We start from the raw sequence: 26,624 nt of genomic DNA, 5'->3' as shown, positions 1-26,624 counted from the left end.
TAACTGCCGGGCATACCGGCAGCCAGCCTTTTCCACATGCAAGGATTCACGGCAGGATTGGCAAGTTAATCTCCTTGGTATTCTTGCCTTCTCCGGTATTCATAATCATGTTCATCGATTCCGGCTTATCGAGCAGATTGCTGCCGAAATAATGTTCAAAGCCCTCATAGGTTCCAGTACCTGTCGGTGACCATATCTCGGTGGTTCCGTACTTGGCTGTCGACTGAATTTCATTCCTGTGTACAGCGCCAGATATCTTTTGCCTGTTCTCCCATGTAATCTCAGACTCGTTTTTAATTTTGACTACAGTGCGGATCATCAAGGGAGAGAGCTCAACCTGCTCGAGCGTCACTTGAATCCCCTCCAGCATGAAATCCTCCCCCGGCCGGACAATGACTGTCTGCTGCTTTTTGAATTTCGGGTCAAGCTTGAAGCTGATCTTGAGTCTCGGGGAATAATGCACATCGGCTACATTGACACCCTTCGCCAGATCTTTCATTTTCCCTTTATCCATTGAGGCAATCTGGAAATCCGCTTCCAGCTGCTCCGGGAACGGCTTGCTCCGGTCCAGAAGGATGGCGCCGCGCCCGTAAAAAATACGCTTATCATCGTGTCCATTGTTTTTAGCATGGGCGCCGATCCCGCCCCCGTTCTCAAGATCATAGCCGGTTGCCGGATTCTTGATTCTCGCACTGTTAACACTATAGATCTCCTGTCCTTCCGCGACATTAGCTGTATACAAAAAGATGATTTTATTCTCATCTGCCGTTACTGCATTCAGGGTAATCCGGTAATCCCCGCTGGCTACGCTTTGATTAATCTCCTGGATATAACCGTGCCGGATGGCCGTATCCAGTGTAGGTGCCTCTGAATCAGAAGAATAGAGCCGCTTGAACATTTCCAGCCCGCCCCAGTTCACTTCTCCGGCAGGTCCGGCAGCACGAGGTGCCGCATCATGAATGACCGGAATGAGGAACAGAATGATTGCGGCAACCGCGGCTGCGGCTAATCCGAGGAAGGAGCCTTTGGTGAGTCTGCCCTGCCAGCTCCGTCTGCGTCCGCGCTCGATTCCCGCCTGAACAGCCTGCCTAATCTCATTGCCTCCGGCGTCCGCTCCGGCTTCCTTGTGTATACGTGCCGCATCCGTCAGCATCGCCTGCTCTTCCCTACTACTGTCCATCCCACTCACCCCGGTTCTTCATAATGGTCCTAAGCTGCTTCAGTCCTTTGTGCTGCCAGGTTTTGATGGTTCCCTCCGGCTTGTCCAGCAGGACTGCGATTTCGGCCAAGGTCATGTCATTGTAATATTTGAGCAGCAGCACATGACGGTATTTAAGCTTCACCTGTGAGAGCGCCCACTGCATTTCCATAGATTCGGTACTGTTATGAATGACGGCCTCCTGCATATGTTCTGCCGCTGTGGGAACCGCCTTCTTCCTTCTGCGTTGTTCGTCAATGCAGACATAGATTAGAATTCTGATCAGCCAGGATTTGAACGCGCCTGAGTCCTTAAGGGTCCTTCGCTTCATCCAGGCCCGGCAGGTGGTCTCCTGGAGCGCTTCCAGTGCGTCATTGCGGTTGCCCAGATAACTGTAAGCAATATGGTATAGCTGGTCGCTATGCTCCATCACCGCTTTGGCCCAATCCGTCTCTTCGAGCGGCACGGCGGCAGTTACCCGCTTCATTTCTGCCCCGGACATCGTCATCTCTCCCTCTCCTCTCCATCACTTTTACATGAATTAGACGGAGAGGTTATGCAAACAGTTTTAGTCTGCGGCAATTATTTTATAACCCTCATGAACAAGTGGAAACGGCTTTGCCGTCCTTTTAAAGGACGGTACCGTTTCAGCGAGAAATAGAAGAATAATGTATAGCGTAAAACCTATAAATTCTGGCGTAATATATAATCCTCGTAGAAAAGGAAAATCCCCAGCGACTATCGAAGAAAGAAGCACCTGACAAAGAGCTTCAATCTTACCTACCCTACCACAGGAGGTTGAAGTCGCATGGGGAAATCCCTACATATTCAAGGCTTAAAGGGAACCAAGTTCAGTCAACAACTACGGGGTGTTAACCTGGAGCAGGTCCTCATCGTAGCTATCGATGCAGCCAAACTCCACCAGAAAGCCCTGATCTGCAATTACTTCGGCGACATCATTGCAAAACCCTTTTTCTTTTCCGTCAATCACTCCGGCATGCAAATGTTATACGATGCCATCGAACAAGCCGTGGTCTCCACCGGGGCCGTACGGCTGTTTTTGGGAATCGAAGCTACGGGCCATTACTATGAAGATATCGTTAGAGAAATGGCCAAGCAAGGCTACCTCGTCCAGATTCTCAACGCGTATACGACCTTCGAAGAACGGGCTAGCGCGCTGAACTGGTGTAAAACCGATGATCTCGATCTAGTCGCTATCGCTCATGCGCTGAAGAACAATAAAGCCACTGAGTTCCGTTTGGCCGAGGGGCTTCGGCGACAGTTGCATGTTCTTACCCGGGCCAGACGCTCGGAGATCCGCAAACGCTCCACTTTGCGGATGGAAATCCGAACACTCATGGACATCGTTTGGCGCGAATTTCAGGGCTATGCTGACCATCAGCATGGGCGGGCTCAGAAGATCAAGGTGTTTAGCGACTTTTGGGGAAAGGCCTCCCTGTTCTTTATGGAGCACTACCCACATCCCGCAGCGATTTGTAAGCTGGGGGAGACAGGACTGCGGGAGTTGTCCATCCAGCATAATCTGAAGCTTCGAGCAACTGCCATTCGTAAGCTTCTTCAGGTCGCCACAGAGTCGCTTTCCTCTGACGAGCAAACCCTTCGTCCCGAGCTCCTTCTGCTACGAATGAAGCTACAAGATCTTCGCGCTTTTGACACGAAGATCCATATCCTTGAGCAAGAGATCGAAGGCCTCCTGCTTCAGACCGACGGACGGCTGTTACTTACCGTTCCAGGCCTTGGTGTCTCTACCGCCGCTGAGCTCTACGCAGAGATGGGCGATGTGTCTCATTATACTCATGCCGGACAGTTGATTAAGAAAGCAGGAACGAATCCCGTCGTGAAGCAAACGGGGGGAGGTGCCGGTTCGTACAGGAAAATTTCCAAACAAGGCAATTCCCATTTGCGCTATGTTGCCTTCTTAGCCGGACGAAGCCTCTGCCTGCATAACCCGGATCTAAGGCCGTTTTACGAACGCTTGAAGAACCGTGGGAAGCATCCTCGATCCATTTTTGTAGCCATGGGGAACAAGGTGCTTAAGATTGCATTTGCAATGCTTCGTGACAAGAAGCCCTTTCTCTCCGCGAAGCCCACTTGTTCGCTTGCTCAAGAGATCAATAAGAAGCTTCGTTATAGCTGTTTTCTAACGTCGGACGTTGCCTGAATAAGCCTGAAATGACTGAACCGTTAGGTCTGGAACGGAGGGAAGATCGGATCAAATTCTTGAGGACCAGACCTCGTATATAAGCCTTATCCACCTCGTTCTGTTAATGCGAATTGTACGTTAGAACTCGATCTGCACTCAGCCAGATTGCATAACAGAATTGAACACGAGGCTATTTCCTTTCAAGTTCGAGACCTGCCGGTTCTGTCCATTGCTTTTCGTCAGTTGCTAACTATTTTTTGGAAAATAAAGAGTTAGGTGTGTTTGAGTTGTCTCTTTAGTCTGTTTTTGCTTATTGACATAGTACGCTTATATTTCAACAGAAAAGCCGCAATCCCCGCTGCCGGGAATATTGCGGCATTTCTTGTTATATAGGAACTATAGTTTCCTGCTGCTGTGGAGAAGGCGTGTTGGACCAAATGTATGTGAAAAACAGCATACGTTGTGCTCCCAAGCAGGCATTCGGCCTGAATGTATGTGAAAAACAGCATACATTGTGTTCGCAAGCAGGCATATGGCCCGAATGTATGTTGAAAACAGTATACATTGTGCTGCGCGCGGGCGTATGGCCCGAATGTATGCGGAAAACAGTATACATTGTGCTGGTGCGAAGGTAATCCTATTCATCCGTTAGTATGACTTAGTTCTGTAGATTACTTCACTTCTATATAGGACGCACTTAAAGCACCCAATTCCCCTTACGGAACACCGGCTCAATTGTGCCGTCAGCAAGTTCTCCGTCAATATCAAGCGCATCGGAGCCTACCATGAAATCAACATGTGTGAGGCTGACGTTAGCCCCTCTGGATATCAGTTCCTCGCTGGTCATGGAGGTGCCTCCTTCAATATTAACGGGGTAGGCGCTGCCCAGCGCGAAATGGCAGGAAGCGTTCTCGTCAATACCGGTGTTGTAGAACACTCTGTTCAGCCGGGAGATCGGCGAATCATGCGGCACCAGCGCCACTTCTCCGAGATAGGAGGCTCCCTCATCCGTATCCAGCAAGGAAGTCAGGTGCTCGCGGCCGGATTCAGCGTCATACGCTGTAACCTTGCCGTTTGTGAAGGTAACAGTAATTCCGTCGACGAGCCGCCCGTTCAGGTTCAGCGGAAGCGTACTCTTGACCGTGCCATTTACGCCGGTGCGATGGGGCATCGTATAGATCTCTTCTGTAGGCATATTCGCTACAAAATAGACGCCGCGCGCATTCTCCCCACCGCCGCCGCGCCATAAATGGCCTTCCGGCAGCTCGACACGCAGATCCGTGCCCGGAGCGCGGTAATGCAGGCTTTTGTAGCGTTTGGCGTTCATACGGTCCTGGCTCTGCTTCAGCTCGCCGATATGACTGCGCCATGCAGCCACCGGGTCTCCGCTGTTCACACGGTTCATCTGGAACACCGCTTCCCACATCGCATCGATCCGCTCTTCCTCCGGTAGATCGGCGAACACCTTGTCCGCCCAGGCACGTGTCGGCGCCTTGATCAGCGACCAGCTGATTCTACTGTTGCGGGTGTAGGCCTGGTATTTCTTGCGCGCAACCGCAGCCGCCTTAACGGCAGTGGAGACCTTGGCCGAATCGATCCCGCGGAATAATTCCGGGTCCGGCACCTTTATATGTAATATAGCCCCGCCTTCTTCAGCGAATCCCTCCAGCATATCGGCATGCCACTGCGGATAATACCCGAACGATTCCTCAGGAGCCTTCTCGTAACGGATGCGTGTGACCGCTTCATCGTCCCAGTCTACAAGCACGTATTTCGCTCCTGCGTCATAGGCCTTGCCTACAATCAGCCGGGTAAGCTCCGCTGTCTCCAGCGGGGCGTGAACCATCAGTACTTGTCCCGGCTGCACATTCACACCGACCTTCACTACCAGCTCTGCGTATTTCTCCAGCATCTGCTCAAAATCCTTCATTTTCTCTTCCTCCATATCTTCACTGTCTCTGTATAATTATAGCGGAAGACCGTGAAGATGGCACGTAACCTATGCTCTATGTACAACCGGAAGCTGAGCATGACGTAACGCCTCCGCTTCCGGCAGCGCTTCCTCTACTGCTTATCCACCTGCAGCAGCTGAATGGTCTTCACCTCATACGTATGGGCGATTTTCTCTTCCGAGATCACTTTCAGCTTCGTCAGGCTGGCCACCTTGGCCGGATCTGCCCGGGAGAGCAGCCGCCACAGTTCGGGGTCGGACAGGGTCTGATAGAGCTTGTCATCATCATATTCCTTGCGGTTCTGCGTAACCAGCTTCACCTTGTAGCTGCCGAACACCGCTTCGGTCTGCCCCGCTTCATTGATATGGGCAAGAATCTCCTGCCGGAGTCCAGCCAGGTCCTTTTCCAGCTCCTTCTGCTTCGCCTTGAGCTTGTAATACTGTTGAACCTTCTTTTCCATATAGTCCTCACGCTCCTCTCCTAACATGTCTATGCAGGAAAGAACGGTTAGAATGATTAATTCTGTTGAGATGGTTTATGTTTACTTCTATAATGAAGTCGTTGTGACAAAACCTAGACAGCAGGTGAACCCATGTTTCAGACTTATCTATTTCCGATTTCCTATGCATTCATGGCTTTTCCGGTTGCGGCACTGTTCTTCACCTTGCCGTTTCTAATCGTGCAATACCGCCGGCACGGCTATATCAATAAAATCCGGGCCCTGGTGCTGTATCTGCTGCTGCTGTACCTGCTTAACGCATTCTTCCTTGTCCTTCTGCCCCTGCCTGACTCCAGGCATAATGCAGCCCCCGCCGGAAGCATGCTCCAGTTCGTGCCGCTGCAGTTCATCCAGGATATTCTGCACAATACGCCAATTACGCGCAGCGACCCTTCCAGCTACCTTAATGTGCTGACCGGACCGGATTTTCTGCTGGCGGCCTTCAATGTACTGCTGACGGTGCCCTTCGGTATGTTCCTGGGCTACTACTTCCGCACGCGCTGGGTGGTCTGCATTGTGCTGTCCTTTGCGCTGTCGCTGTTGTTCGAAATTACGCAGATTACCGGCATTTACGGGTTCTTTGACCATCCCTACCGGATCTTCGATGTCGATGACATGATCACGAATACGCTGGGCGGCATGATCGGATTCAAGCTCTCCTTATGGATCTCCGGCCTGCTGCCGAGGATTGAGAAGCTTGACAGCCAAGAGGACCTTTCTGCCAAAAAAGTGACTTACACCCGCCGCGCCCTTGCTTTCCTGCTGGATTCCATCCTGCTACTCGCGGTGACCATTCTCCTCAATCTGCTCTCACTGCGTATTTCGCTGTGGGCAGTTAGTATGGTCTATTTCCTGAGCATTCCTCTGTTCACAGGCGGACGCACCTTCGGCAAGTGGGTTGTGCGTATCCGGCTAAGGAGTGAAGACGGCAGTCCGGTCAGACCCTGGAGGGTATGGGTACGGTATGGATTACTCTATGGCGTCCTCGGAGGAGTGAATTCCCTGACGCCTGACTCCGCGATCTTCCTGAGCATCGGCACAGCATTGGCTGCCGTAGTGAAATTGGTCATCCTGGCGGCAGATGTAGCCTTCTTCATTCATTTGGTGCTGCGGCTGATTAAGCGTGACCGTCCGCTCATCTACGAGGAGCTTAGCAGAACCCGCAATGTAATCAGCTGGCCGAAGCGGCATCAGGCAGCGGCAAGCGAGACCATGGACAACACTACAAACAATGAATAGAGGTGCAACATCCTTATGAGTAATAACGACGTTTCCCGTATATCCCCTGCTCTAAATGAGCAAGAGTGGTTAATAGAAGCAGACATCACCAGCATTCAAGAGCAAATGGCACAAGGGAGCCTAACCTCCGAGGTACTGGTAAGCTGGTATTTGGAAAGAATCCACCGGTTGGACGGCCTGCTCCGCTCCGTATTGGAGTTGAATCCAGAAGCTCTTGCGATTGCCGCGAGGCTCGACCAGGAACGAAGAGATCAAGGCAGCCGGGGACCGCTGCACGGTATTCCGGTCTTGGTCAAAGATAACATCGGCACAGCAGACAAGCTGCACACCAGTGCAGGAGCCTTGGCGCTTGCAGATTGCATGGCTAATGAAGACGCTGAGGTCGTCACACGGTTAAGGACAGCCGGAGCAGTGATTCTGGGCAAAGCCAATATGACCGAATGGGCCAATTTCATGTCACCTACCATGTGGGCCGGATACAGCGCACGCGGCGGGCTGGTACTTAATCCCTACGGTCCCGGGGAGCTGTTCATTGGCGGCTCCAGCTCGGGAAGTGCGGCAGCTGTTGCCGCTAACCTTGTCACCGTCGCCGTAGGCACGGAGACCTCCGGCTCCATCATCAGCCCGGCGGCTCACAACTCCCTTGTCGGCCTGAAGCCTACTTGGGGACTGGTCAGCAATAAGGGAATTATACCGGGAATCGGCAGCCAGGACAGCGCCGGTCCCATGGCCAGAACCGTCAAAGACGCCGCACTCCTGCTGCATGTGATGGCCGGGAACGACGGCTCTTCCTCCTCTGCTGCCCTGGATTATTCGGCAGGGTTGGAAGTAGATGCACTAACAGCCAAGCGGATCGGAATTCCGCGCTTCTATTATAGTGATCTGGATACTGAAGCGCTGGACATGATGGAATCTGCCATAGCGGTCCTGCGGGAGCTGGGGGCAGAGATTATCGACCCTGTGGAGCTGCCCAATCAGAATCAGAATGCTGAATGGAACCCTACGATTCTACAATATGAGTTCAAGCACGGCTTGAACCGCTATCTGGGAAGCCTGCCGGAGTCGGCTCCTGTGCATTCTCTGCAGCAGCTGCTTGATTTCAACCAGCAGCATAGCGGACAGGCGCTGAAATACGGCCAAGGAAAACTGGAATGGCTGAATTCCTCCGGGGATGACATTACTGAGCAACAATATCTGGAGCAGCTGCAGTCTTCCCGTTCATTAGCCGGTAAGCAGGGAATTGATTATGCCCTGGAGCATTACAGTCTGGATGTGATCCTCTTCCCCGGAGATCATGGATGTGAACTAGCAGCAAGAGCAGGTTATCCGCTGATTACAGTTCCTGCCGGCTATACCTACTCGGGTATTGTTGCACCAGGCGGCTATCTTACCAAGGGACCGCAAGGTATCACCTTCTGTGCCTCAGCCCATAGTGAAGCGATGCTGCTAGGGATTGCGTATAGTTACGAACAGGCCACGAAGCACCGGCGACCGCCGGTGCTGGAGCCAGGCAATTCGTCAGAATAACCAGATTAGCCTCCGCTCAGCCGCTGACACAATCACAAAGGCGGTATCCCGAACTCCGGGATACCGCCTCTTTGTATATCATATCTATACACTTTGTCTATGCTTCCGCCGTATCCGCCAGATGAAGGACCACCGGGCAATGATCGCTGCCTAGGACATTACATTCAATTCCGGCGTCCAGCAGACGCGGGGTCAAGCGCTCCGATGCTAGAAAATAATCGATCCGCCAGCCCACATTCTTCTCTCTGACCTTGGGCATATAGGACCACCAGCTATAGGCACCCTCCAGCTCAGGATAGAACCATCTGAAGGTATCCACGAAGCCGGCTGCGAGCAGCGTGGTCATTTTGCCGCGTTCTTCGTCGGTGAAGCCTGAATTCCCCCGGTTCGATCTCGCATTCTTCAGGTCAATCTCCTGATGCGCCACATTCAGATCCCCGCACACGACAACCGGCTTATGCTCATCCAGCTTCAGCAAGTAGGCGCGGAACCGGTCCTCCCACTCCATCCGGTAGTCCAGCCTCGACAAATCGCGCTTAGCATTCGGCGTATACACATTCACCAGATAGAAATCAGGGAATTCCAAGGTGATGATCCGCCCCTCATCCTCCGTATCCTGCTCCAGTCCATATCGTACGGATAGCGGCTTGATTCTAGTGAATACAGCCGTACCCGAATATCCTTTTTTGAGCGCATAATTCCAGTACCCGGCATATTCCTCCCCGTGGTCCAGAACAATCTGCCCTTCCTGGAGCTTCGTCTCCTGCACACAGAAGATGTCTGCGTCAACCTCCCGGAAATACTCGTTAAACCCTTTATTCACACAAGCTCTCAGACCGTTCACATTCCAGGACACCAGCTTCATCGTTGTCATTTCCCCTTACCTGTCACTAGATTACATCCAGTGTACCATAGATTCGGGTTGTCTATGAACCTGCCGGCATCCTATTGAAATGTGTGAATCTCCCATGGCATACGTTACAGCAATCATAGTTTTGCCGAATATACTATCCTATCACAAGGAAAAGGAGGACGTTACAATGGCTATCTTATTACCGCAACAATTCTTCAATCTGCCGGCTTCTGTAGGTAAATCTTACTATGAAAATCTGGCAGGTGGCATCAATGCGGCTGTGACGGTAAACAACAATTCCGGGTTCCCCGTGGATCTCGTTATTTACCGCGTCAACGCTCCAGTGGTCACTTATCTGATCCCTGCATTTAACAGTCTCACTCTATCTGTTCATGCCCTGCTTGTCGCCGGACTTCTCAGCACAGCTGCCGGTGCAGTCTTCGGCACCATCGAAGTGGCAACCTCTGATTTCTAATCTAATGTAAGAGTATCCCCCTCATGCTCTGTTGACTATTTTTGGACTTCTCGCTATTCCGGGGAGTCCATCTTTTTGTCGTTTCAGGACAAATACGATCCATTCCGCTTATTTAATTGAATCTCTCAATTCAGAAATATATTTTGCAATCTTTAGATTAATCTCTCATTTATATAAAATTTATGATATAGTTGATGAGAAAATGATAAAATATACCAGAAAAGAGGCTATTATGAAAAAGATTTTTCTGCTTTTATTTGCGGTGCTCATGATCCAGCTCCCTATTGCTTCTGCAACATTTGCATTTGGAGAACGTCTCACGGTTCGCGAAAGATTTATTGGGAATGCGAGCCCGCTAGTATCAAACAACATGAAATATATCCTGAATTTTATGCCTTCAGGAGATATACAGTTATGGAATAATCACAAACGCACCATGATATGGCACACCAATACCAGCGACTTTAGAATATCCCAGCTCGTCATTGATCAATATAATGGCAGACTTAAGTTAATGGATTGGAATAATACTCCATTTTGGACGTCAGACAATAATGCATGGGCTACAGCGTGGTACGGACAAGGGAATGTACCAGTCAACCTCGTGGGTGACCTGCTAATCGTTCAAGATGACGGAAATTTAGTTCTTTACAACACAAAGAACGTGGGTTTAGGCTGGTATCCTGTCTGGGCTTCAAATACATCCGGTCAATAAGTATCATCAAGTCCTCCTAGTAAAATGAACGCAAACTTTTCAGCCCTTTCCCTTCCCAGCAGGAAGTGGAAAGGGCATAATTTACGTTCCGGGACATTTCCCATGCGCCTCGCTGCGGGTTGGCCCCGGCTGTTAGGCGACTGGAGATGTTTTGTGCGCCGTTTGGGCGGATGGTATGTGCTTTTACAAGGCAGTCTCTGATTCAGGCATAGGTCCGATATAAGTAGATTGTGGCCGGAAAATCCGGTTATGGGCTGACTGCTCCAGCAAATGGGCCGTCCAGCCGACAATTCTTCCCGCTGTGAATGTAGGCGTGAAGATCTCAGGCGCCAGCTCCAGCGCCTTCAGAATAGCCGCAGCATAGAACTCGACATTGGTGAACAGGCGGCGGCCCGGCTTATATTCCTCCAGAAGCGCTATCGCTGTAGCCTCCACATGAAGCGCAAGATCAAAGGAAGCATCCTTGCCGACCATCGTAAGGGTCGCAATCTGCAGGGCTTCCGCCCGCGGGTCCTTGGTCTTGTAGATCCGGTGCCCGAAGCCCATCAGCTTCTCCCCGGCCTCAAGCTTCTCTCTCAGCCAAGGCTCCACGCGTTCCTTCGTCCCGATCTCCTCCAGCATCGATATCACTTCATACGGCGCGCCGCCATGCAGCGGACCCTTCATGGCCCCGATCGATCCGGCTACGGCCGCGCACATATCCGATTCCGTGGACAGCACCACCCGCCCGGCGAAGGTAGAGGCATTCATGCCATGCTCCATGCACAGGATCATATAGGCGCTAAGCGCCTTTACATGAGCCTCTTCAGGCAGCTTGCCTGTGAGCAGATAGAGATAATTCGCGGCATGGCCAAGCTCAGGAAGCGATTTCAGCGGCGGCAAGCCCTGAAGGCAGCGGTACCGGTAAGCTATGATCGCCGGTAGCATTGCCGTCAGCCGCACGGCTTGCTTCAGTGTGGGCGGCCAGGTAGCGTTCTCCTCATCCCCAAGCGCAGCCACTGCACTTTGTAATACCAGCATCAGCGGGACAGACGCCGGATACAGATCAAGCATCTTGCAGAGATATTCAGGAATCGCTCTCTCCGCTGCCATTTGCGCTTTGAGCTGCGCCAGCTCCTCTGCATCAGGCAGGTGTCCGTTCCAGAGCAAATAAGCAACTTCCTCATAGCTTTTGCTCACCGCAAGCTCCTTGGCCCAATATCCGCGGTACACCAGATACCCTTTCTCCCCATCTACCAATCCGATTGCTGTCTCTCCGGCAACTACGCCTTCTAATCCCGTTACTTTAGCCATTATATCTTTACCCCTTTTCCGCTCCCGCAGGAAGAAATTCATCATATTAGGAGTATAAACTGCAAAATCTATATTGCATATTTATAGTTTTTTATGAATCAATAAGAAAAATCTATCACCTGTATTACTTAGGTTCCATAAGCTGCTTCAGCTTGGCTTCTGTGCCAGAGTCACCGGCTGGCGTGTAGATGCTACAGCGCAGATCCGCTGCACCTTGTACTTGTAGGGAGGTTAGATGGAACAGCATTTTGCCGGCTTTGGCATGCCTGAATTCCAGTACAACATCCGGCGCGGAGCTGACCCGGCTCTCTTCCCATAAATGATTGAATTCAGGATGCCGCTCCTTCATCTCCGCAATGAATTCATCGTACCAGCGGTCCTCCAGATATTGCCCGTAGTAGGCGCGGAAGATCGACAAGTATCCCCGGACGAATTGCTCCCAATTCACCGCCAGCCGCCTGAACTCCTTGCGCTCGAACAGCAGTGAGATCATATTGCGCTGCTGCGGAGCCAGCTTGGCGAAATCAAGAAATACATGCGCCGCTGCCTCATTCCAGCCGACAATGCCGCAGTGCCGGTCCGAGATGATTGTCGGGCAGGTCTTCAGCTCCTGCAATATCTTCTGCAGGGACGGATGAATCACCGAAGGCTCCTCTTGGGTATAGTCTGCGACTGCCGGTCCGTTCTCCAGCGCCAGAGCGAACAAGTAACTCCGCTCATCCTTCGTCAGCTGGAGTGTTGCGGCAATACAATCAAGAACAGATGGAGATACTTTAATATCCCGCCCCTGCTCCAACCAGGTATACCAGGTGCTGCTTACTCCCGAGAGCTGCGCCACTTCCTCGCGCCGGAGCCCGGGCGTCCGCCTGCGGGTACCCTCCGGGAGCCCCGCCGCTGCCGGGGTGATGGCCGCGCGTCTTGCTTTCAGGAATTCTGATAATGCTTGAAGCCTGTTCTGATTGGACATCATGCTTCCTCCTGCCTTACAGTTCGTCTGTCTGTTAGTGTAGTAGTAATTATACTAGTATAAACTACAACTTGTAATAGGATAAGCAACATGAAAAAATAAGCTTATTCAGATTAACAGGAGGAATAGAAGATGGAACGTGTCGTGATTACAGGAATGGGTGTCATCTCCCCGCTTGGCAATACCGTGGACCAGTTCTGGAGCCGCCTTACGGCAGGAGAATCGGGGATTACGCCGATTGATTCTTTTGATACCACTCACTTCAAAACCAAGATTGCCGGCTCGGTACCGGCCTTCGACCCGGATGCCAGATTCGGCCGCAAGGAGGCCCGGCGGATGGACCGGTTCAGCCAGTTCGCGCTTGCTGCCGCAGAGGAGGCCTGGATGCATTCCGGTCTCCGGCTGGAGGAGCTGGACCGGGAACGGCTGGGCGTCTATGTAGGCTCCGGCGTAGGCGGTATCCAGACATTGATGGACCAGGGCGAGCTGCTGCGTTCCCGGGGACCGGAGCGGGTAAGCCCTACCCTGATCCCGATGCTGATCTCCAATATGGCAGCAGCAATGATCAGCATCAAGCTGGGGGCGCAGGGGCCGACACTCTCGCCGGTGACTGCCTGTTCCATCGGGAACACGGCCATTGGCGAAGCCTTCCGCCTGATCCGTTACGGCGGGGCCGATGTAATCATCGCCGGAGGGGCAGAAGCGGCGGTGACCGAGATTGCCCTGGCCAGCTTCGGGAATGCGACAGCCTTGTCTACCCGGAATGTGGAGCCGCAGGGGGCCAGCCGGCCTTTTGACCGGAACAGGGACGGATTTGTCATTGCGGAGGGCGGAGCTATTGTGATCCTTGAATCCCTCTCCCATGCCCTGCGCAGAGATGCCGTCATCTATGGCGAGGTTACCGGATATGGTGCCAGCTCGGACGCTTATCATATGGTAGCCACCCATCCTGAGGGGATAGGAGCCTATCAGGCGATGAAGCTGGCGCTCAGCGAGGCTGGAATCAGTCCCGGGGAGGTAGATGTTATCAGCGCGCACGCGACCAGCACAATCGTCGGAGACCGCTCGGAGACTCTGGCTATTAAGAAGCTATTCGGGGAGCAAGCCTACCGGATTCCGGTCACGGCGAACAAATCGATGACTGGACATGCCCTGGGCGCAGCCGGCGGTCTGGAAGCTATTGCCCTGCTCAAAAGCCTGCAAGAAGGGCTCATCCCGCCGACGATTAATCTGGAGCAGCCGGACGAGTACTGCGATCTGGATTATGTCCCTAATGTAGCCCGCCAAGCGGAGCTGAAGATCGGGATCTCCAACTCCTTTGGCTTCGGCGGCCACAACGCTGTAATCGTTCTGCGCAAGTATGAAGCATAATCGCAGCTAATTCCTATGTACAGCAAACAGCGGATCTCCCATTCTAAGGGAGGTCCGCTGTTTGTAATGGTTAAGGCCAGGATGCGGCTGTGACTTGACTGTTCACGGGATCAGCTTACTTTTTCTCCGGTGACATATGGCTTCCCCAGACTGCAATGCCTTCCGCTGAAAGTGCCGTGAAGGTCATTACCTCGCTTGAGGCCGCTTCATTCCATTCCCGCAGGAACACCCCGCTGTATTCCGCACCCTCTATTGTCAGCTTCGCCATATGATCATTGCTCAAGGTCCATGTCCCTGTTGCTGCTCCGCTTATCGTGCCGTCTGTGTTCAGCTCCACCAACTGCGACTCCGCCAGCTCAGCCGTAATCTCCTTGCCGTGGTTCACCAGCATGTAAGCACCCGTCACATCCTTGGCAGTGTACTTGCCTATCTTCTCGCCTCCGTAACGATGGGGTGCAACAACAGGCCAGCCTGCTTCATTCATGAACATCTGATGAACCCGAACCTCATGCTGCTCCCCAAGACCCGGGAACCGGGTATGGAAGATCAGATAATACTGCCCGCTTGTCTCATCATAGTACGCCGAATTATGTCCGGGGGAGACATAGCCTGCACCCGCTCCGGCTGCTTCTTCATCTGTATTCACAAATTCATGATTCCCCATCAGCTTAACGCCGTAAGGTGCGTAGGCCGGATCATCGAACAGCACTCCAGGCGTCCCCTGCGCATCCAGCATAGCCTTACCTTCCGAGTCCTCGAACGGGCCAGCCGGATGCTTGGAACGCGCTACACGGATATTATAGCCGCCATTCGCATCAAGCCCTCCGTAGGAGAGGAACAGATAGTAATAATTGGTCTCCGGGCTGTATAGCATATACGGCCCTTCAATCCGCGCATGATTCCCTCCGAGCAGCTTCTTGCCGTAGCCCTGGCCCTCCAGCGGGAAGCCCGTAGCCGGGTCCAGCTCCAGGATGAAGATGCCGCCCGAGTAGGAGCCGTAGACCATCCACAGCTTGCCGTCTTTATCAAAAAACACATCAGGGTCCACCACATTAGGCTTCTCCGTGGCATCGTACACCTCTCCATCATCCCCGATGCCGGACATTCCCGACTTCAGAATAATGCCTTTATTCTTGTAAGGACCTTCAATCTCATCGGCTACGGCAATACCCAGCCCAGACAGCGGGGAATCTCCCTTGCAGGCATCGTAATACATGTAGAACTTGCCGTCTGCCAACTGAATGACATCCGGTGCCCACAGCGTATCCGACTGGGCCCAGCTAAGCGTCTCGCTAAGCTCCTCCGTTACATTCGGGATCAGCACATTATCGTCCGTCACGCCGGAAGAAATCTGCGTCCACGACATCAGATCCTTGGATTTGGCCGAGGCCAGATGCGAACCGAACACGTAATACGTATCCTCCACCCTAATCACAGAGGGATCGTGTACAGATACATTCCCGAACTTCGGCGGCCCTTCCGGATTCCCTCCACTGCATGCCGACAGCAGGGATAAGGATATCAACGCCGTTAAGGATCTTTTTCTCATCTCATCATAACCTCCCTATGTATACCCTTACATTTTGCTGCGCAAATGGGATTTAGTCAATACTTTTATTTATATTAGTTAGTTTTGTTTTATGTTTATATGAAATATAATACCCCATAAAACAAAAAACGCCAGGCCGATTATGGCCTGACGCTGATCTAATCAAACTTAGTATTCGCTGCTGTTGCCGACAAGTACCGGCTCTGGATAGGCATTGCTCAACACGCGGCGCTGCTTCTTCACGACATCCGGCGGCTCCACCGCTGGTGCCATCGGATGCATCAGCCAAGACTTCACAAGATGGGAGTCCGATACCTTGTACATTGGCGGTTCCTTCTCCATGTCAATCGCCATTGCATACGTGCTGCGCAGGGCGAAAGCATCCCCCTTAGGCGGCTTGATCAAGTCGGGTGGTGTGCCCGGGATCGCTGTAAGCATCGAGCCTTTGCTCTCCAGACTTGGCATGGAAGCCAGCAGGCCCCAAGTGTACGGATGTCTTGGATCATAGAAGATCTCTTCTGCAGTACCCATTTCAACGATCTGTCCGGCATACATTACAGCTACACGGTCAGCCATTCTTGCCACAACCCCAAGGTCATGGGTGATGAAAATGATCGCTGTATCAATCTTCTTTTGCAGGTCCTTCATTAGATCGAGGATCTGTGCCTGAATCGTTACGTCAAGCGCGGTTGTCGGCTCATCGGCAATCAGGAGCTTAGGGTTAGCAGCCAGTGCCATAGCGATTACAACACGTTGGCGCATCCCGCCGCTGAATTCATGCGGATACTGCTGGAAACGGCGTTCCGGTGACGGAATACCCACCAGATTGAGCAATTCAACACCACGTTTGTAGGCAGCTTCCTTCGTGATATTCTCATGCTTGAACAGCACTTCCGTAATCTGCCGTCCAACCTTCATCATCGGGTTGAGTGAAGTCATCGGATCTTGGAAGATCATTCCGATTTCTTTGCCGCGGATTTTTTGCATCTGCTTCTCACTCTTGCCGATCAGATCTTGTCCATCGAACAGAATCTGTCCACGCTTATATTCGCCCGCAGGCTGAGGAACCAGCTTCATGACGGCTTGCGAGGTTACGCTCTTACCGGAACCGGATTCGCCAACAATCGCCAGTGTCTCCCCTTTATTTACATGAAAGCTGACACCACGGATTGCTTGAACTTCTCCTCCGCGTGTTCTGAATGATATAGCCAGGTCTTTTACCTCTAAAAGGCGCTCCATCCTGTCACCCTCTCTGTTTCTTTTCAAGTATGATCTTCATTCTTAATATCGAAAAAACACGCAATACTATTATTTTATCTATCTTAGGGGGCTTCCGTCAAGATTTTTCTGAAAACGCCACCGTCAACAATCATTATTCGGGGCCAAGCTTCCCCCTACTATGAGAATACACGAAGAGCACATCCATAGCAAAATTCCCGGCAGTTACGCGTATCATTCCCACATCCCACCCTTTGCCAAAGAATGTCGTCATCTGGTATGTTTATTTCTGCAATCCCTGCAACCACCGATGAAAGCGAGGTAGCTATTCTAATGATCATAAAACCAAGAACCCGCGGGTTCATCTGCACAACTGCCCATCCGGCAGGCTGTGCACACCAGGTACAGGAGCAAGTGACCTATGTACTGAATCAAAGAAAGTTTACAGGTCCCCGCAATGTGCTCGTTATCGGCGCTTCAACCGGTTATGGGCTTGGCGCTAGAATTGCAGCAGCCTTCGGTACTGGAGCAGCCACTGTAGGTGTCTATAGACCGAGTACAGCCAGCGAGACACGAACCGCTTCCGCAGGCTGGTATAATTCCGCAGCGTTTGAGGAGATGGCCCACACAGCGGGCTTGCGCTCTTATAGCGTGTGCGGGGACGCTTTTACCGCTGAGACAAAAGAACGGACCATAGCGTTGATCCGCCGCGAGCTTGGACAGGTTGATCTTGTCATCTACAGCGTAGCCTCGGCGCGCAGAACAGACCCGCAGACCGGGGAAGTTCATCAATCTGTGTTGAAGCCTACTGGCAGCCCTTATACCAATACAACCGTCAATTTCCATAACGGAGAACTAAGCACCGTACAGATTGAACCGGCCACCGAAGCTGAAATCGATGCTACCGTTCATGTGATGGGCGGAGAAGACTGGCAGCTATGGATTGAAGCGCTCCGGGATTCCGGCGTTTTGGCAGCAGATGCGGTCACTCTCGCCTTTTCCTATGTAGGTCCAGAGCTTACACAGGCTGTCTACCGCGACGGCACGATCGGCCGGGCTAAAGACCATCTGGAAGCTACAGCCTTACAGCTGAATGCAGAATTATCACGAACCGGCGGCCGCGCCTATGTTGCAGTCAGTAAGGGTCTGGTGACCCAGTCCAGCTCGGCGATTCCTGTAGTTCCGCTATACATCTCAGTCCTATACAAGGTCATGAAAGATCAGGGAGTGCACGAAGGCTGCATTGAGCAAGCCTATCGGCTGTATACCGGTTTCCTGTACAACCCTGAAGGGACTCCGGTAGATGCGCAAGGGCGCATCCGGATAGATGACCATGAGATGAGCCACGCTGTGCAGACGGAAGTGGACCGGATCTGGCCCATGCTAAGCACGGAGAACGTCTACGAATATTCCGATCTGGCCGGTTACAGACGCGAGTTCTTCCAGCTGTTCGGCTTCGAATCCGGCGGCGTTGACTATGAAGCTGACATCAGCCCGGTTGTTGCCATCCGGAACAGCAGCTACTGATTGCTGACTGACATTCATCTGGTCTGTTGTACACAATCTCAAGAGGCCGGAATCTCAGAAGAGATCCGGCCTCTTGTGTATCCTATAGTACCAGAGCCGAGAACCGCTTCCAGGACTCAGCGAGATTGTCATGCGCCCAGTTCACATGATTCTCATCCTTGTACTGGCGCGAATAACATTCTATAAGCATGATAAGGTCCAGATACAGGTCATACAGCTGCTTACGCAGCCCTTCATTCCGGCTGGCAAAAGCCGACCCATACCCTTCATAGAACGCTGCCGAGCTCTCGAAATGCCGGAAATAATACTCCAGCAGCACATCGCCCCACATCGCCCGCTCCCAGTCAATGATGGATACGATTACCCCATCCCTTACAAAGATGTTGCCGTTCCACAGATCCCAGTGCACCAGGTGCGGCTGCGTCACTTCATCCAGAGCAGGCAGATACAGCTCCAGCACCTGCTCTATTTCCTGCTGTTCTGCGGGCAATCGTGCACCCAGCCTGACCGCATCCTGAAGCAGGTTCAGCAGCATAGACCGGAAGGTCTCCCTCCAGGACCGTCCACTCCCGTCAGACTCTTTGCCGAACAGCCCGAAGGCTGGCCCTTCAATCGCATTGATTCTCCGCTGATACTGACCCAGCTCGTATTCAATGGAATACCGCTGTTCCTCGGTGAGACTCTCCTTCACCTCGTTATACGGCTGCCCTTCAATCTTCTCCATGAAAAAATACGGACACGGAACCAACTGCAGACTGTCGTCATAGCTGTATACTTCCGGCACAGGCACACCGCCAGCAGCACGTACCAGCCGGAGAGCCTCCACCTCAGCACGCATGATATCCTTCTCGTAGCTAAGAGTCTCTGTCTCCGGGTCCGGAGCCACCTTAAGAATGACGGAGCGGTCGTCGCTAAGCTCCAGGTCATAAGCCGTATTGAAGAATCCGGCAGTCAACTCCCTGCTGCTGACGATCTGGATATCTGTCCCAAAGGCTGCGGCAGTCAGGAGACTAAGCTGCCAGTCGTTCAATTGGACTTTAGTGAAGCTCTCCACCGGTTAGACCCACCACATCTCAGACAGCGGCTCTTCGATCAGCACCTGCTTGAGATTGTCAACCGCTTTGGAGAAGCCCTCTTCAATGGACATCAGGCCGTCTTCATGCTCGATACTGACTACATAGTCGTAGCCTACCAGACGCAGTGCGCTCATCATGTCTGCCCAGACCTTGACATCGTGTCCGTAGCCTACGGAACGGAACTGCCAGGCGCGGTCCAGCATATTCGTATAGGACTGCATGTCCGTCAGGCCATGCTTGTTGACGTTCACCGGATCAATAACGGTATCCTTCGCATGGAAGTGATGGATCGCGCCTTCACGGCCGAGAATATGAATGGCCTGTACCGGATCTATTCCCTGCCACCACATATGGCTCGGGTCAAGGTTCGCACCGATGGCCTCTCCGGCAGCTTCTCTTAATCTCAGCAGGGTAGCCGGAGTGTGTACCGAGAAGCCTCCGTGCAGCTCAAGACCAATCTTCACATCATGTGCAGTGGCGAAGGCCGCCTGCTCTGTCCAATAAGGAATGACCTTGTTCTCCCACTGCCAGGCCAGAATCTCCTGGTAATCATTCGGCCATGGGGCAACCGGCCAGTTCGGATATTTCGCGCCTTCATGATCGCCCGGACAGCCGGAGAAGGTATTCACAACCTTGACGCCCAGCTTCTGTGCAAGCTTCACGGTGTCTACAAACACTTCGTGATCCTTGTCTGCCAGCTCCTTCTGCGGGTGCAGCGGGTTGCCGTGGCAGCTTAGCGCGCTGATGATCAAGCCGCGGGATTCGATTTGCTGCTTGAATTCCTGAAGGGCCGCTTCATTCTCCAGCAGCTCCTTGGGATTGCAATGGCTGTTCCCGGGATACCCTCCGGTACCGATCTCAACAGCCTTTAGTCCTTTGGAGACCACATAATCCAGTGCATCCTCCAGCTTGCGGCCGCCGAACAACACCATAAATACTCCAAGTTTCATTTGCAGATTCCACCTCTCCTAGGGTCGTATTGAAGCCTAGCTTAAGCTCCGTAGTTATCGAAATTCTTAATAGTCTCATTACGCTCTGCCGCTTCGAAGATCGCCTCAATAAGCTTCAGCACACGAAGCACCTCGGCATTCTTGACAATCGGTTCCGCCGTGCCTTCGATAACAGCGGCCAGATTATCATAGAAGCTGGAGGTCATCTCTAATGCCGCAGGCAGATCTTCAAGGACGGTCGAGCCTTCTGAAGGCGGGGCCATCGTCTTAGTCAAGCCTACACCTGCGCGGATCGGTGTGGGTTCAATCTTTTCCGATTCGTGGTTGGGGGCTACAATTCTGCCTCTCAGCGACCAGTCTTCAATAATAGCGGTTCCCCCGGTGCCCTTCACATACCATCTTGGCATCGTGATGAAATTGGTTGTCCCTACCTCGACGATGGCTCTGATGCCGTTCTCGAACTGCAGCACCGCATCGAATCCGTCATCCACGTTATTGCCGAGGATAAAGCTCAGACTGCTGCTGACACTGCTCACCTTGCTGTCAATCATGAACAACAGTTGATCCAGCAGATGCACACCCCAGTCCAGCAGCATCCCGCCGCCTTGCTCCTTCACATGACGCCAGTCGCCGGGAATTCCGTTGGCACCATGCACCCGGGATTCAATCTGAAAGAGTGATCCAATCGTCCCCCGCTCATACATCTCCCTGATTACGCGGAAATCCTCATCCCAGCGTCTGTTCTGGTGCACCATCAGCACCCGTCCGGCCGCCTCCGCAGCAGCCTGCATCTCGATGAATTCAGCCGAGGACATGGACACCGGCTTCTCACAGACTACATGCTTGCCCGCCTGAAAAGCCTGAAGGGCAATGTCCTTGTGTACATCATTCGGTGTAGCAATCAGAACAATGTCCACAGCCGGATCTGCCAGCAATTCTTCATAGCTGGAATACGCGGTGTAGCCTGCTTCCTCAGCCAAGGTGCGCCGCTCTGCCAGCAGATCGAAGGCTCCGGTCACTACCACCCGGTCACTCTCTTTGATTAATTGGGTATGGTAGCTTCCCATTCCGCCGTAACCAACGATGGCTACAGTATGTTTGATTGAACTCATGGATTCCACTCCTGTTTCTCTGATAGTCGCGTGACCCGGAGAAGCTCTTAGTTGTCAGAACTTCCGTCGAAATATACGGCGCGTCCGGTACGTGCTGATTCATACACTGCTTCAAGAATCTGGGTAACTACGAAGGCCTGCTCCGGCAGAACCACCGGGTCCTTGTCTTCTCTTACGGCTTCCAGCCACAGACGGGCTTCACGGTCTGCTTCATTCTCCGCAGCTCCGCTGTAGAAGGCAACACCGCCGGAGGACAGGTCCACCTTGGTCTCATACAGGCGGCCGGCACGTTCGCCGTTCAGACGCAGCCCGTCCTTCATATCCGCTCCGCCTTCCGTTCCGGCAAGCATGGTCTTGGCTTCACCGAATTCAGATACGTTCAGCGCCCAGCTGGATTCAAGTACAATTGTAGCACCGTTCTCCATTGTAATGAAGCCGAAGGCGGAATCTTCAACCTTGAATTGCTCAGGGTCCCACGGACCGAAGGCATTCGCGGCGTTCTTCTTCTGGCCCAGCTTATGGAAAGTGGAGCCTACTACCATACGCGGCTTATAGTTATTCATCAGCCAGAGTGTCAGATCCAGCGCATGGGTACCAATATCGATCAGCGGACCTCCGCCCTGCTTCTCTTCATCCAGGAACACGCCCCAGGTTGGAACCGCGCGGCGGCGAAGCGCAATAGCCTTACCGTAATAGATATCGCCAAGCTCCCCTTCTTCACACAGCCCCTTCAGATATTCACTGTCTGCGCGGAAACGGTTCTGATAAGCAATAGACAATTTCTTGCCTGTACGCTTGGCGGCATCCAGCATTTCCTTAGCCTGAGCAGTGGTCTTGGCCATCGGCTTCTCACACAGCACATGATTGCCGGCTTCCAGTGCGGCAACCGTAATCTCGGAGTGGCTGTCATTCGGCGTGCAGACATGCACGATATCGAATCCGCCCGTTGCCAGCAACTCACGAAAATCGGTAAATACAGCAGCGCCTTCCGAGCCGTAGGTCTTGGCAGCCTCCTGGGCACGTTCTTCCACGATATCACAGAATGCCACCATTTCGGCATCCTCCTGACGGGCAAGGCTTGGCATATGTTTGCCGTTTGCGATACCACCGCAACCGATAATAGCAATTTTGAGTTTGTTAGACATGAATACTTCCTCCTTGATTCTCGTATGTTTTGATCCAGTTCAAGCTGTCAGCGACACTACCAAGCGGCGAGCGGCTGCAGAAGTCCTGCTCCACCACTGCCCATTCCACACCAGCGCTAGCTGCTGCTTCAATGATCGCAGCCAGATCCACTTCACCTTCGCCGAGTACTACAGTCTCCGGTGAGCCGTCTTCTTTCTTCTTCAGATCCTTGAGGTGGATGATCGGCAGGCGTCCTGCATACTTACGGATATATTCTGCCGGATCATATCCGCCGTAATACACCCAGCAGGTATCCATCTCCACTTGAAGCTGCTCAGCAGGCACCGCTTCGAACAGATAATCAAAGGCCGGCTGGCCGTCAACCTTCTCCGTGAATTCAAAATCATGATTATGATAAGACAGAACAGCACCGGCAGCCTTGCATTTCTCGCCGATGGTCCGCAGACCCGCGGCTACCTCCGGCCAGTTCCGTTGTTCTTCTGTCAGATAAGGCACGATCAGATTACGGTTGCCGATCTCCAGATTGAAGCGAATCTCCTGCTCCGTATCATTCAGCATCGCATCGTACGGGCGGTGTGCTCCGACAGCAACAAGTCCTGTCTCTTCAAGCAGCGCCTTCACCTGTTCAGCCGTACGGCCGAAATAGTGGAAGAACTCCACACCGCTGTAGCCCAGCTCGGCTACCTTACGTATAGTCCCCTCGAAATCCTGTTCCAGTTCTTCTCTCAGCGTATACAGCTGCAATCCAACCTTAAGCATTGTTATTCCCACTCCTTATATGATCCGGAGTTATCCTGTTCTTGCTGCCGCCGCACTCCCGGTTACCTTCCCTGAAGCGCATCACCTGAACAAACGGGCTGTAAACATTGGAGAACGCAGCGTTCTCTTTGTTTCATCCACTGCTTCCAGAGTTTGTAAATGTAGCGATTAGCGCCGCAATACGGCCTTCTCCACATCATTTGTATGTTTTTTGCTTAGCTACATGGTAATATGAAAGCGTATATAATAAAATGAATAATATGATTAAAACATGAACAATCTGCTTATCATTTATTAGACTAGGAGGGACACATGACAACATCTGCCGCTTGCCACATTCTATCCGCCGGATTCTCCTTCCACCGCAAACCATTTCATATGTCACGCAGCGAGGGTGTACAGTATTATCTGCTGCGGCTCCAGACTGAAGGGCGCAGCCGCACCAGGGAGAACGGAGCCATTACAACCGTTGAGAGCGGCGATCTCATGCTGTTCGCACCGAATGACCCCTACTACTTGAGTATCGACAAGGAAGTCTATCCCGTCGGCAAGCCGAGGATCGAGAGCGGTGACTATCATATCTTTTGCAGCGGCCCATGGATTGAAGAATGGTGGAGACGCAAGCAGCGTCCGGCGGTACTCCGCCTGCCGATGAGTGATCATATTCTCGGCCTCTTCCGCCAGCTTGTGCTGGAGCAGCGCCGCTTGTCGGACTCCTCACCGGATATCTCTGCTTGTTATCTGCAGATTCTGTGTATGGAGATTGACCGGCTGATGATTGATCAGCCCGCGATCTCACCGAAGGCTTATCTGGCTTACCGGATGAAGCAGTACGTTGAAGAGCACGCCTCTTACGCCTTCCGGCTGGAGGATGTGGCCGCACATGTGGATATCTCGGTCTCCCGGGCGGTTCATCTGTTCAAGGAAGCCTTCGGCACCACGATTGTTAAATATGTAAATGATGTACGGCTGGATATGGCCCGGGAAAAGATTACGTTTAGCCCCATGCCGCTGGAGCATGTCTCCGAGACCTGCGGTTTTGCGAACTATACCTATTTCCACCGGATTTTCCGCAGCCGGTTCGGCATGTCGCCCAAGGAGTACCGTATTCACAGCAGGGCACAGGTATAAGTATTACCCCGCTGCTCCCAGGCATGCAAAAGGAGCGCCATCATGGAAGATCCGCTCCTTGTGTTTGACCTTATTCAGTTGCTGGCGTTTGCCGGGTGTAACTCTGACATGCTGGGAGATGGCCCCGTAATCCTGATTGAGTCTGCGGTTTCTTTCTGCACACCATGTGCCTGAGCGCTCTGCCTTAAGCAGCGCCTTCTGCGTTCTTGTCCGTGCCATAAGCGGCGACACTCCTTGTCAATCGTATATTCAGTGCGGCTGCACTGTCTGCTTCATTTTAACACAATATCCTGATCACTGCCCGGTACTCTTCACTATAATCATCTGTTACTGCATGTTAGCTCCTTGTTGCCTAAAGCGCGGCTTGCAGTAGAACAGCCTGTTACAGTATCCTTGAGGAGCAAGCTACATACCTGTGATCATAGGAATACAACCGGAAGAATGAGGAGGAACACTATTATGAAATATGATGTGCTGTATGACGGCGCCTTCGCCATGCTTAAGGTCCTGCTGGAGCCGGGCGAGAGCGTTAAGGCGGAGATGGGTGCGATGGTCGCCATGTCACCGAATGTAGAGCTGCGGGGCACCGTGGATGGCGGAATTATGCGCGGCCTGGGCCGCATGCTGAGCGGGGAGAAATTCTTCTTCCAGGAGCTGACCGCCACGCGCGGACAGAGTGAGGTGCTGCTCTCACCCGGTTCTATCGGGGATGTACAGGCCATTGAGCTGGACGGGTCGTACAAGCTGATCGTACAGAAGGACGGCTTCCTGGCGGGAACCCAAGGCATTCAGGTCAATACCAAGATGCAGAATCTGACCCGCGGCCTGTTCTCCGGCGAAGGCTTCTTCATTCTGGAAATCAGCGGCAGGGGCACCGTCTTCCTCTCCTCCTTCGGAGCGATTCACGCCATTAACCTCGGACCGGGCGAAGAGATGATCATCGATAACGGACACCTTGTAGCTTGGCCGGACTATATGGATTACAAGGTGGAAAAAGCAGCCTCCGGCTGGCTGAACAGCTTAACCAGCGGCGAGGCCCTGGTCTGCCGGTTCCGCGGCGAAGGGGTGATCCTGGTTCAGACCCGCAATCCCGGCAGCTTCGGAACCTGGATCAAATCCTTCGTTCCGAACCGCTCCTAGCAGCGGCATTTCGCAGATTCCGTAACTTCTTAATATTTGCAAGAAGGCGCAGGCTGAACTTCAGCCCTGCGCCTTCTGTGCGTTGCAGATGTGCTTATGAGACGGCGCGGCAGTCCTTGTCGCCCTTGCAGCCGTTCTTTTGACAGCTATTATAGGTGCCTTTGAAATCGAGACGGTGATCAGTCACACTGAAGCCGTATTCACGGGCTACCCGCGCCTCCAGCTCCACCAGCCAATCATCCTTGATCTCTTCCAGCTTACCGCATACATTACAGATCAGGTGATGATGCATATGCACATGATCGTCGTCGCGCAGATCATAACGGGCGACGCCGTCGCCGAAATTCATTTTTTGCACAATATGAAGTTCACACAGCAGCTCCAAGGTACGGTAGACGGTCGCCAGCCCCAAATGCGGGTAACTGCGCTTGACCAGCATATATACCTCTTCCACGCTTAGATGATCCTTCTCATTATCCAGCAGCACCCTCACTATCGCCTCACGCTGTGGTGTAAGCTTATAATTATGAGCCGCAAACTGCTGGCTGATATTTGCCACTCGGTTCACCCGGGTTCCCACCTTTCCGGAAGCAGAACAATTCCCGCAGAATAATTAGTAATCGTTACGATATAAGCATAACAAACTTGCCCGTCAAAGAAAAGTCCTGACACCAGTATAACACCACTTGCCCGTAATAGCCCCCCCTCTGCCACTCCACGCATAGATAATATTTCTGCCGAAACCGGGTCCGCCCATTCCGAA

The 26,624-nt window shown here is 52.6% G+C and carries 25 protein-coding genes; 9 read left to right on the top strand and 16 right to left on the bottom strand.

The features are described from left to right. Nucleotides 1-46: 46 nt before the first annotated feature. Together MKY86_RS12800 and MKY86_RS12795 are read right to left on the bottom strand one after the other, a co-directional pair. Nucleotides 47-1,180 carry a DUF4179 domain-containing protein gene (locus MKY86_RS12800; RefSeq protein WP_083684776.1) on the bottom strand — a complete coding sequence of 378 codons (1,134 nt, stop codon included), beginning with the start codon at nt 1,178-1,180 and terminating at the stop codon, nt 47-49. Beyond that, nucleotides 1,170-1,706, bottom strand: a complete 537-nt coding sequence (locus tag MKY86_RS12795) for a sigma-70 family RNA polymerase sigma factor (RefSeq protein WP_076077608.1) — start codon at nt 1,704-1,706, stop codon at nt 1,170-1,172. The genes MKY86_RS12800 and MKY86_RS12795 overlap by 11 nt, the downstream gene beginning before the upstream one ends. 300 nt (nt 1,707-2,006) lie before the next feature. On the opposite strand from MKY86_RS12795, the gene MKY86_RS12790 reads away from it, so the two are divergent. Next, a complete protein-coding gene (locus tag MKY86_RS12790; protein WP_076074672.1) occupies nt 2,007-3,380 on the top strand; it encodes an IS110 family transposase in 1,374 nt (457 codons plus the stop codon). A gap of 679 nt (nt 3,381-4,059) precedes the next feature. Here the strand turns inward: MKY86_RS12790 and MKY86_RS12785 are convergent. After that, nucleotides 4,060-5,292 carry an aminopeptidase gene (locus tag MKY86_RS12785; RefSeq protein ID WP_076074669.1) on the bottom strand — a complete coding sequence of 411 codons (1,233 nt, stop codon included), beginning with the start codon at nt 5,290-5,292 and terminating at the stop codon, nt 4,060-4,062. Between the two features lie 134 nt (nt 5,293-5,426). Beyond that, entirely contained in the window at nt 5,427-5,774 is a 348-nt protein-coding gene (locus MKY86_RS12780) for a hypothetical protein (protein WP_076074666.1), read from the bottom strand. 132 nt (nt 5,775-5,906) lie between these two features. Between MKY86_RS12780 and MKY86_RS12775 the strand changes: the two genes are divergently transcribed. Together MKY86_RS12775 and MKY86_RS12770 are read left to right on the top strand one after the other, a co-directional pair. Further along, nucleotides 5,907-7,052, top strand: coding sequence for a VanZ family protein (locus tag MKY86_RS12775; RefSeq protein ID WP_076074664.1), 1,146 nt, complete (start codon nt 5,907-5,909; stop codon nt 7,050-7,052). A gap of 15 nt (nt 7,053-7,067) precedes the next feature. Then, nucleotides 7,068-8,579 (top strand): amidase family protein, encoded by a 1,512-nt coding sequence (locus MKY86_RS12770; protein ID WP_076074661.1) that lies wholly within the window; start codon nt 7,068-7,070, stop codon nt 8,577-8,579. Between the two features lie 97 nt (nt 8,580-8,676). Here the strand turns inward: MKY86_RS12770 and MKY86_RS12765 are convergent, their stop codons facing one another. After that, on the bottom strand, nt 8,677-9,444 hold the full coding sequence (locus MKY86_RS12765) for an exodeoxyribonuclease III (RefSeq protein ID WP_076074659.1): 768 nt from the start codon (nt 9,442-9,444) through the stop codon (nt 8,677-8,679). Between the two features lie 175 nt (nt 9,445-9,619). On the opposite strand from MKY86_RS12765, the gene MKY86_RS12760 reads away from it, so the two are divergent. Continuing rightward, nucleotides 9,620-9,907: a hypothetical protein gene (locus MKY86_RS12760; protein ID WP_036694360.1), complete on the top strand. Its 288-nt coding sequence runs from the start codon at nt 9,620-9,622 to the stop codon at nt 9,905-9,907. A 232-nt stretch (nt 9,908-10,139) separates the two neighbouring features. Next, the gene (locus MKY86_RS12755; protein ID WP_076074656.1) at nt 10,140-10,622 is read left to right on the top strand and encodes a hypothetical protein; all 483 of its coding nucleotides are present in this window, start codon (nt 10,140-10,142) and stop codon (nt 10,620-10,622) included. Between the two features lie 183 nt (nt 10,623-10,805). On the opposite strand, the gene MKY86_RS12750 is transcribed toward MKY86_RS12755, so the two are convergent. Both MKY86_RS12750 and MKY86_RS12745 read right to left on the bottom strand, forming a co-directional pair. Beyond that, complete coding sequence (locus tag MKY86_RS12750; protein ID WP_076074654.1) at nt 10,806-11,915, bottom strand: citrate synthase/methylcitrate synthase; 1,110 nt, start codon at nt 11,913-11,915, stop codon at nt 10,806-10,808. Between the two features lie 124 nt (nt 11,916-12,039). Next, complete coding sequence (locus MKY86_RS12745) at nt 12,040-12,882, bottom strand: helix-turn-helix transcriptional regulator (protein WP_076074651.1); 843 nt, start codon at nt 12,880-12,882, stop codon at nt 12,040-12,042. Nucleotides 12,883-13,014: 132 nt separating this feature from the next. Here MKY86_RS12745 and fabF point away from each other — a divergent pair, with 132 nt between their 5' ends. Beyond that, nucleotides 13,015-14,253, top strand: coding sequence for a beta-ketoacyl-ACP synthase II (fabF, locus tag MKY86_RS12740; RefSeq protein WP_076074649.1), 1,239 nt, complete (start codon nt 13,015-13,017; stop codon nt 14,251-14,253). 115 nt (nt 14,254-14,368) lie between these two features. Here fabF and MKY86_RS12735 read toward each other — a convergent pair whose 3' ends face one another. Next, on the bottom strand, nt 14,369-15,802 hold the full coding sequence (locus MKY86_RS12735; RefSeq protein ID WP_076074646.1) for a glycoside hydrolase family 43 protein: 1,434 nt from the start codon (nt 15,800-15,802) through the stop codon (nt 14,369-14,371). Nucleotides 15,803-15,970: 168 nt separating this feature from the next. After that, nucleotides 15,971-17,041 carry an ABC transporter ATP-binding protein gene (locus tag MKY86_RS12730; RefSeq protein ID WP_036729120.1) on the bottom strand — a complete coding sequence of 357 codons (1,071 nt, stop codon included), beginning with the start codon at nt 17,039-17,041 and terminating at the stop codon, nt 15,971-15,973. Nucleotides 17,042-17,353: 312 nt separating this feature from the next. On the opposite strand from MKY86_RS12730, the gene fabV reads away from it, so the two are divergent. Continuing rightward, a complete protein-coding gene (fabV, locus tag MKY86_RS12725) occupies nt 17,354-18,547 on the top strand; it encodes an enoyl-ACP reductase FabV (RefSeq protein WP_076074643.1) in 1,194 nt (397 codons plus the stop codon). Nucleotides 18,548-18,629: 82 nt separating this feature from the next. On the opposite strand, the gene MKY86_RS12720 is transcribed toward fabV, so the two are convergent. From MKY86_RS12720 to MKY86_RS12700, 5 genes are read right to left on the bottom strand one after another with little or no spacing between them, the layout of a single operon-like run. Further along, entirely contained in the window at nt 18,630-19,601 is a 972-nt protein-coding gene (locus tag MKY86_RS12720) for a phosphotransferase family protein (protein WP_076074641.1), read from the bottom strand. Nucleotides 19,602-19,604: 3 nt separating this feature from the next. Continuing rightward, complete coding sequence (locus MKY86_RS12715; protein WP_076074638.1) at nt 19,605-20,573, bottom strand: sugar phosphate isomerase/epimerase family protein; 969 nt, start codon at nt 20,571-20,573, stop codon at nt 19,605-19,607. Between the two features lie 41 nt (nt 20,574-20,614). Next, on the bottom strand, nt 20,615-21,685 hold the full coding sequence (locus MKY86_RS12710) for a Gfo/Idh/MocA family protein (protein WP_076074636.1): 1,071 nt from the start codon (nt 21,683-21,685) through the stop codon (nt 20,615-20,617). A gap of 47 nt (nt 21,686-21,732) precedes the next feature. Next, nucleotides 21,733-22,830 carry a Gfo/Idh/MocA family protein gene (locus MKY86_RS12705; protein WP_036729132.1) on the bottom strand — a complete coding sequence of 366 codons (1,098 nt, stop codon included), beginning with the start codon at nt 22,828-22,830 and terminating at the stop codon, nt 21,733-21,735. Next, a complete protein-coding gene (locus MKY86_RS12700; RefSeq protein ID WP_076074633.1) occupies nt 22,823-23,590 on the bottom strand; it encodes a sugar phosphate isomerase/epimerase family protein in 768 nt (255 codons plus the stop codon). Before MKY86_RS12700 ends, MKY86_RS12705 begins: the two co-directional genes overlap by 8 nt. Nucleotides 23,591-23,902: 312 nt before the next feature. Between MKY86_RS12700 and MKY86_RS12695 the strand changes: the two genes are divergently transcribed. Beyond that, nucleotides 23,903-24,721 carry a helix-turn-helix domain-containing protein gene (locus MKY86_RS12695; RefSeq protein WP_076074630.1) on the top strand — a complete coding sequence of 273 codons (819 nt, stop codon included), beginning with the start codon at nt 23,903-23,905 and terminating at the stop codon, nt 24,719-24,721. Nucleotides 24,722-24,724: 3 nt separating this feature from the next. Here MKY86_RS12695 and MKY86_RS12690 read toward each other — a convergent pair whose 3' ends face one another. Beyond that, nucleotides 24,725-24,940: a hypothetical protein gene (locus MKY86_RS12690; protein ID WP_036729140.1), complete on the bottom strand. Its 216-nt coding sequence runs from the start codon at nt 24,938-24,940 to the stop codon at nt 24,725-24,727. Between the two features lie 240 nt (nt 24,941-25,180). Here MKY86_RS12690 and MKY86_RS12685 point away from each other — a divergent pair, with 240 nt between their 5' ends. Continuing rightward, a complete protein-coding gene (locus tag MKY86_RS12685) occupies nt 25,181-25,861 on the top strand; it encodes a TIGR00266 family protein (protein WP_036729143.1) in 681 nt (226 codons plus the stop codon). Between the two features lie 94 nt (nt 25,862-25,955). On the opposite strand, the gene fur is transcribed toward MKY86_RS12685, so the two are convergent. Next, nucleotides 25,956-26,429 (bottom strand): ferric iron uptake transcriptional regulator, encoded by a 474-nt coding sequence (gene fur / locus MKY86_RS12680; RefSeq protein ID WP_036729146.1) that lies wholly within the window; start codon nt 26,427-26,429, stop codon nt 25,956-25,958. Nucleotides 26,430-26,624: the final 195 nt, after the last annotated feature.

This window comes from Paenibacillus sp. FSL R7-0333, assembly GCF_038000365.1.
Classification (GTDB): domain Bacteria; phylum Bacillota; class Bacilli; order Paenibacillales; family Paenibacillaceae; genus Paenibacillus_AQ; species Paenibacillus_AQ silagei.
This window is presented reverse-complemented; position numbering and strand designations above follow the sequence as displayed.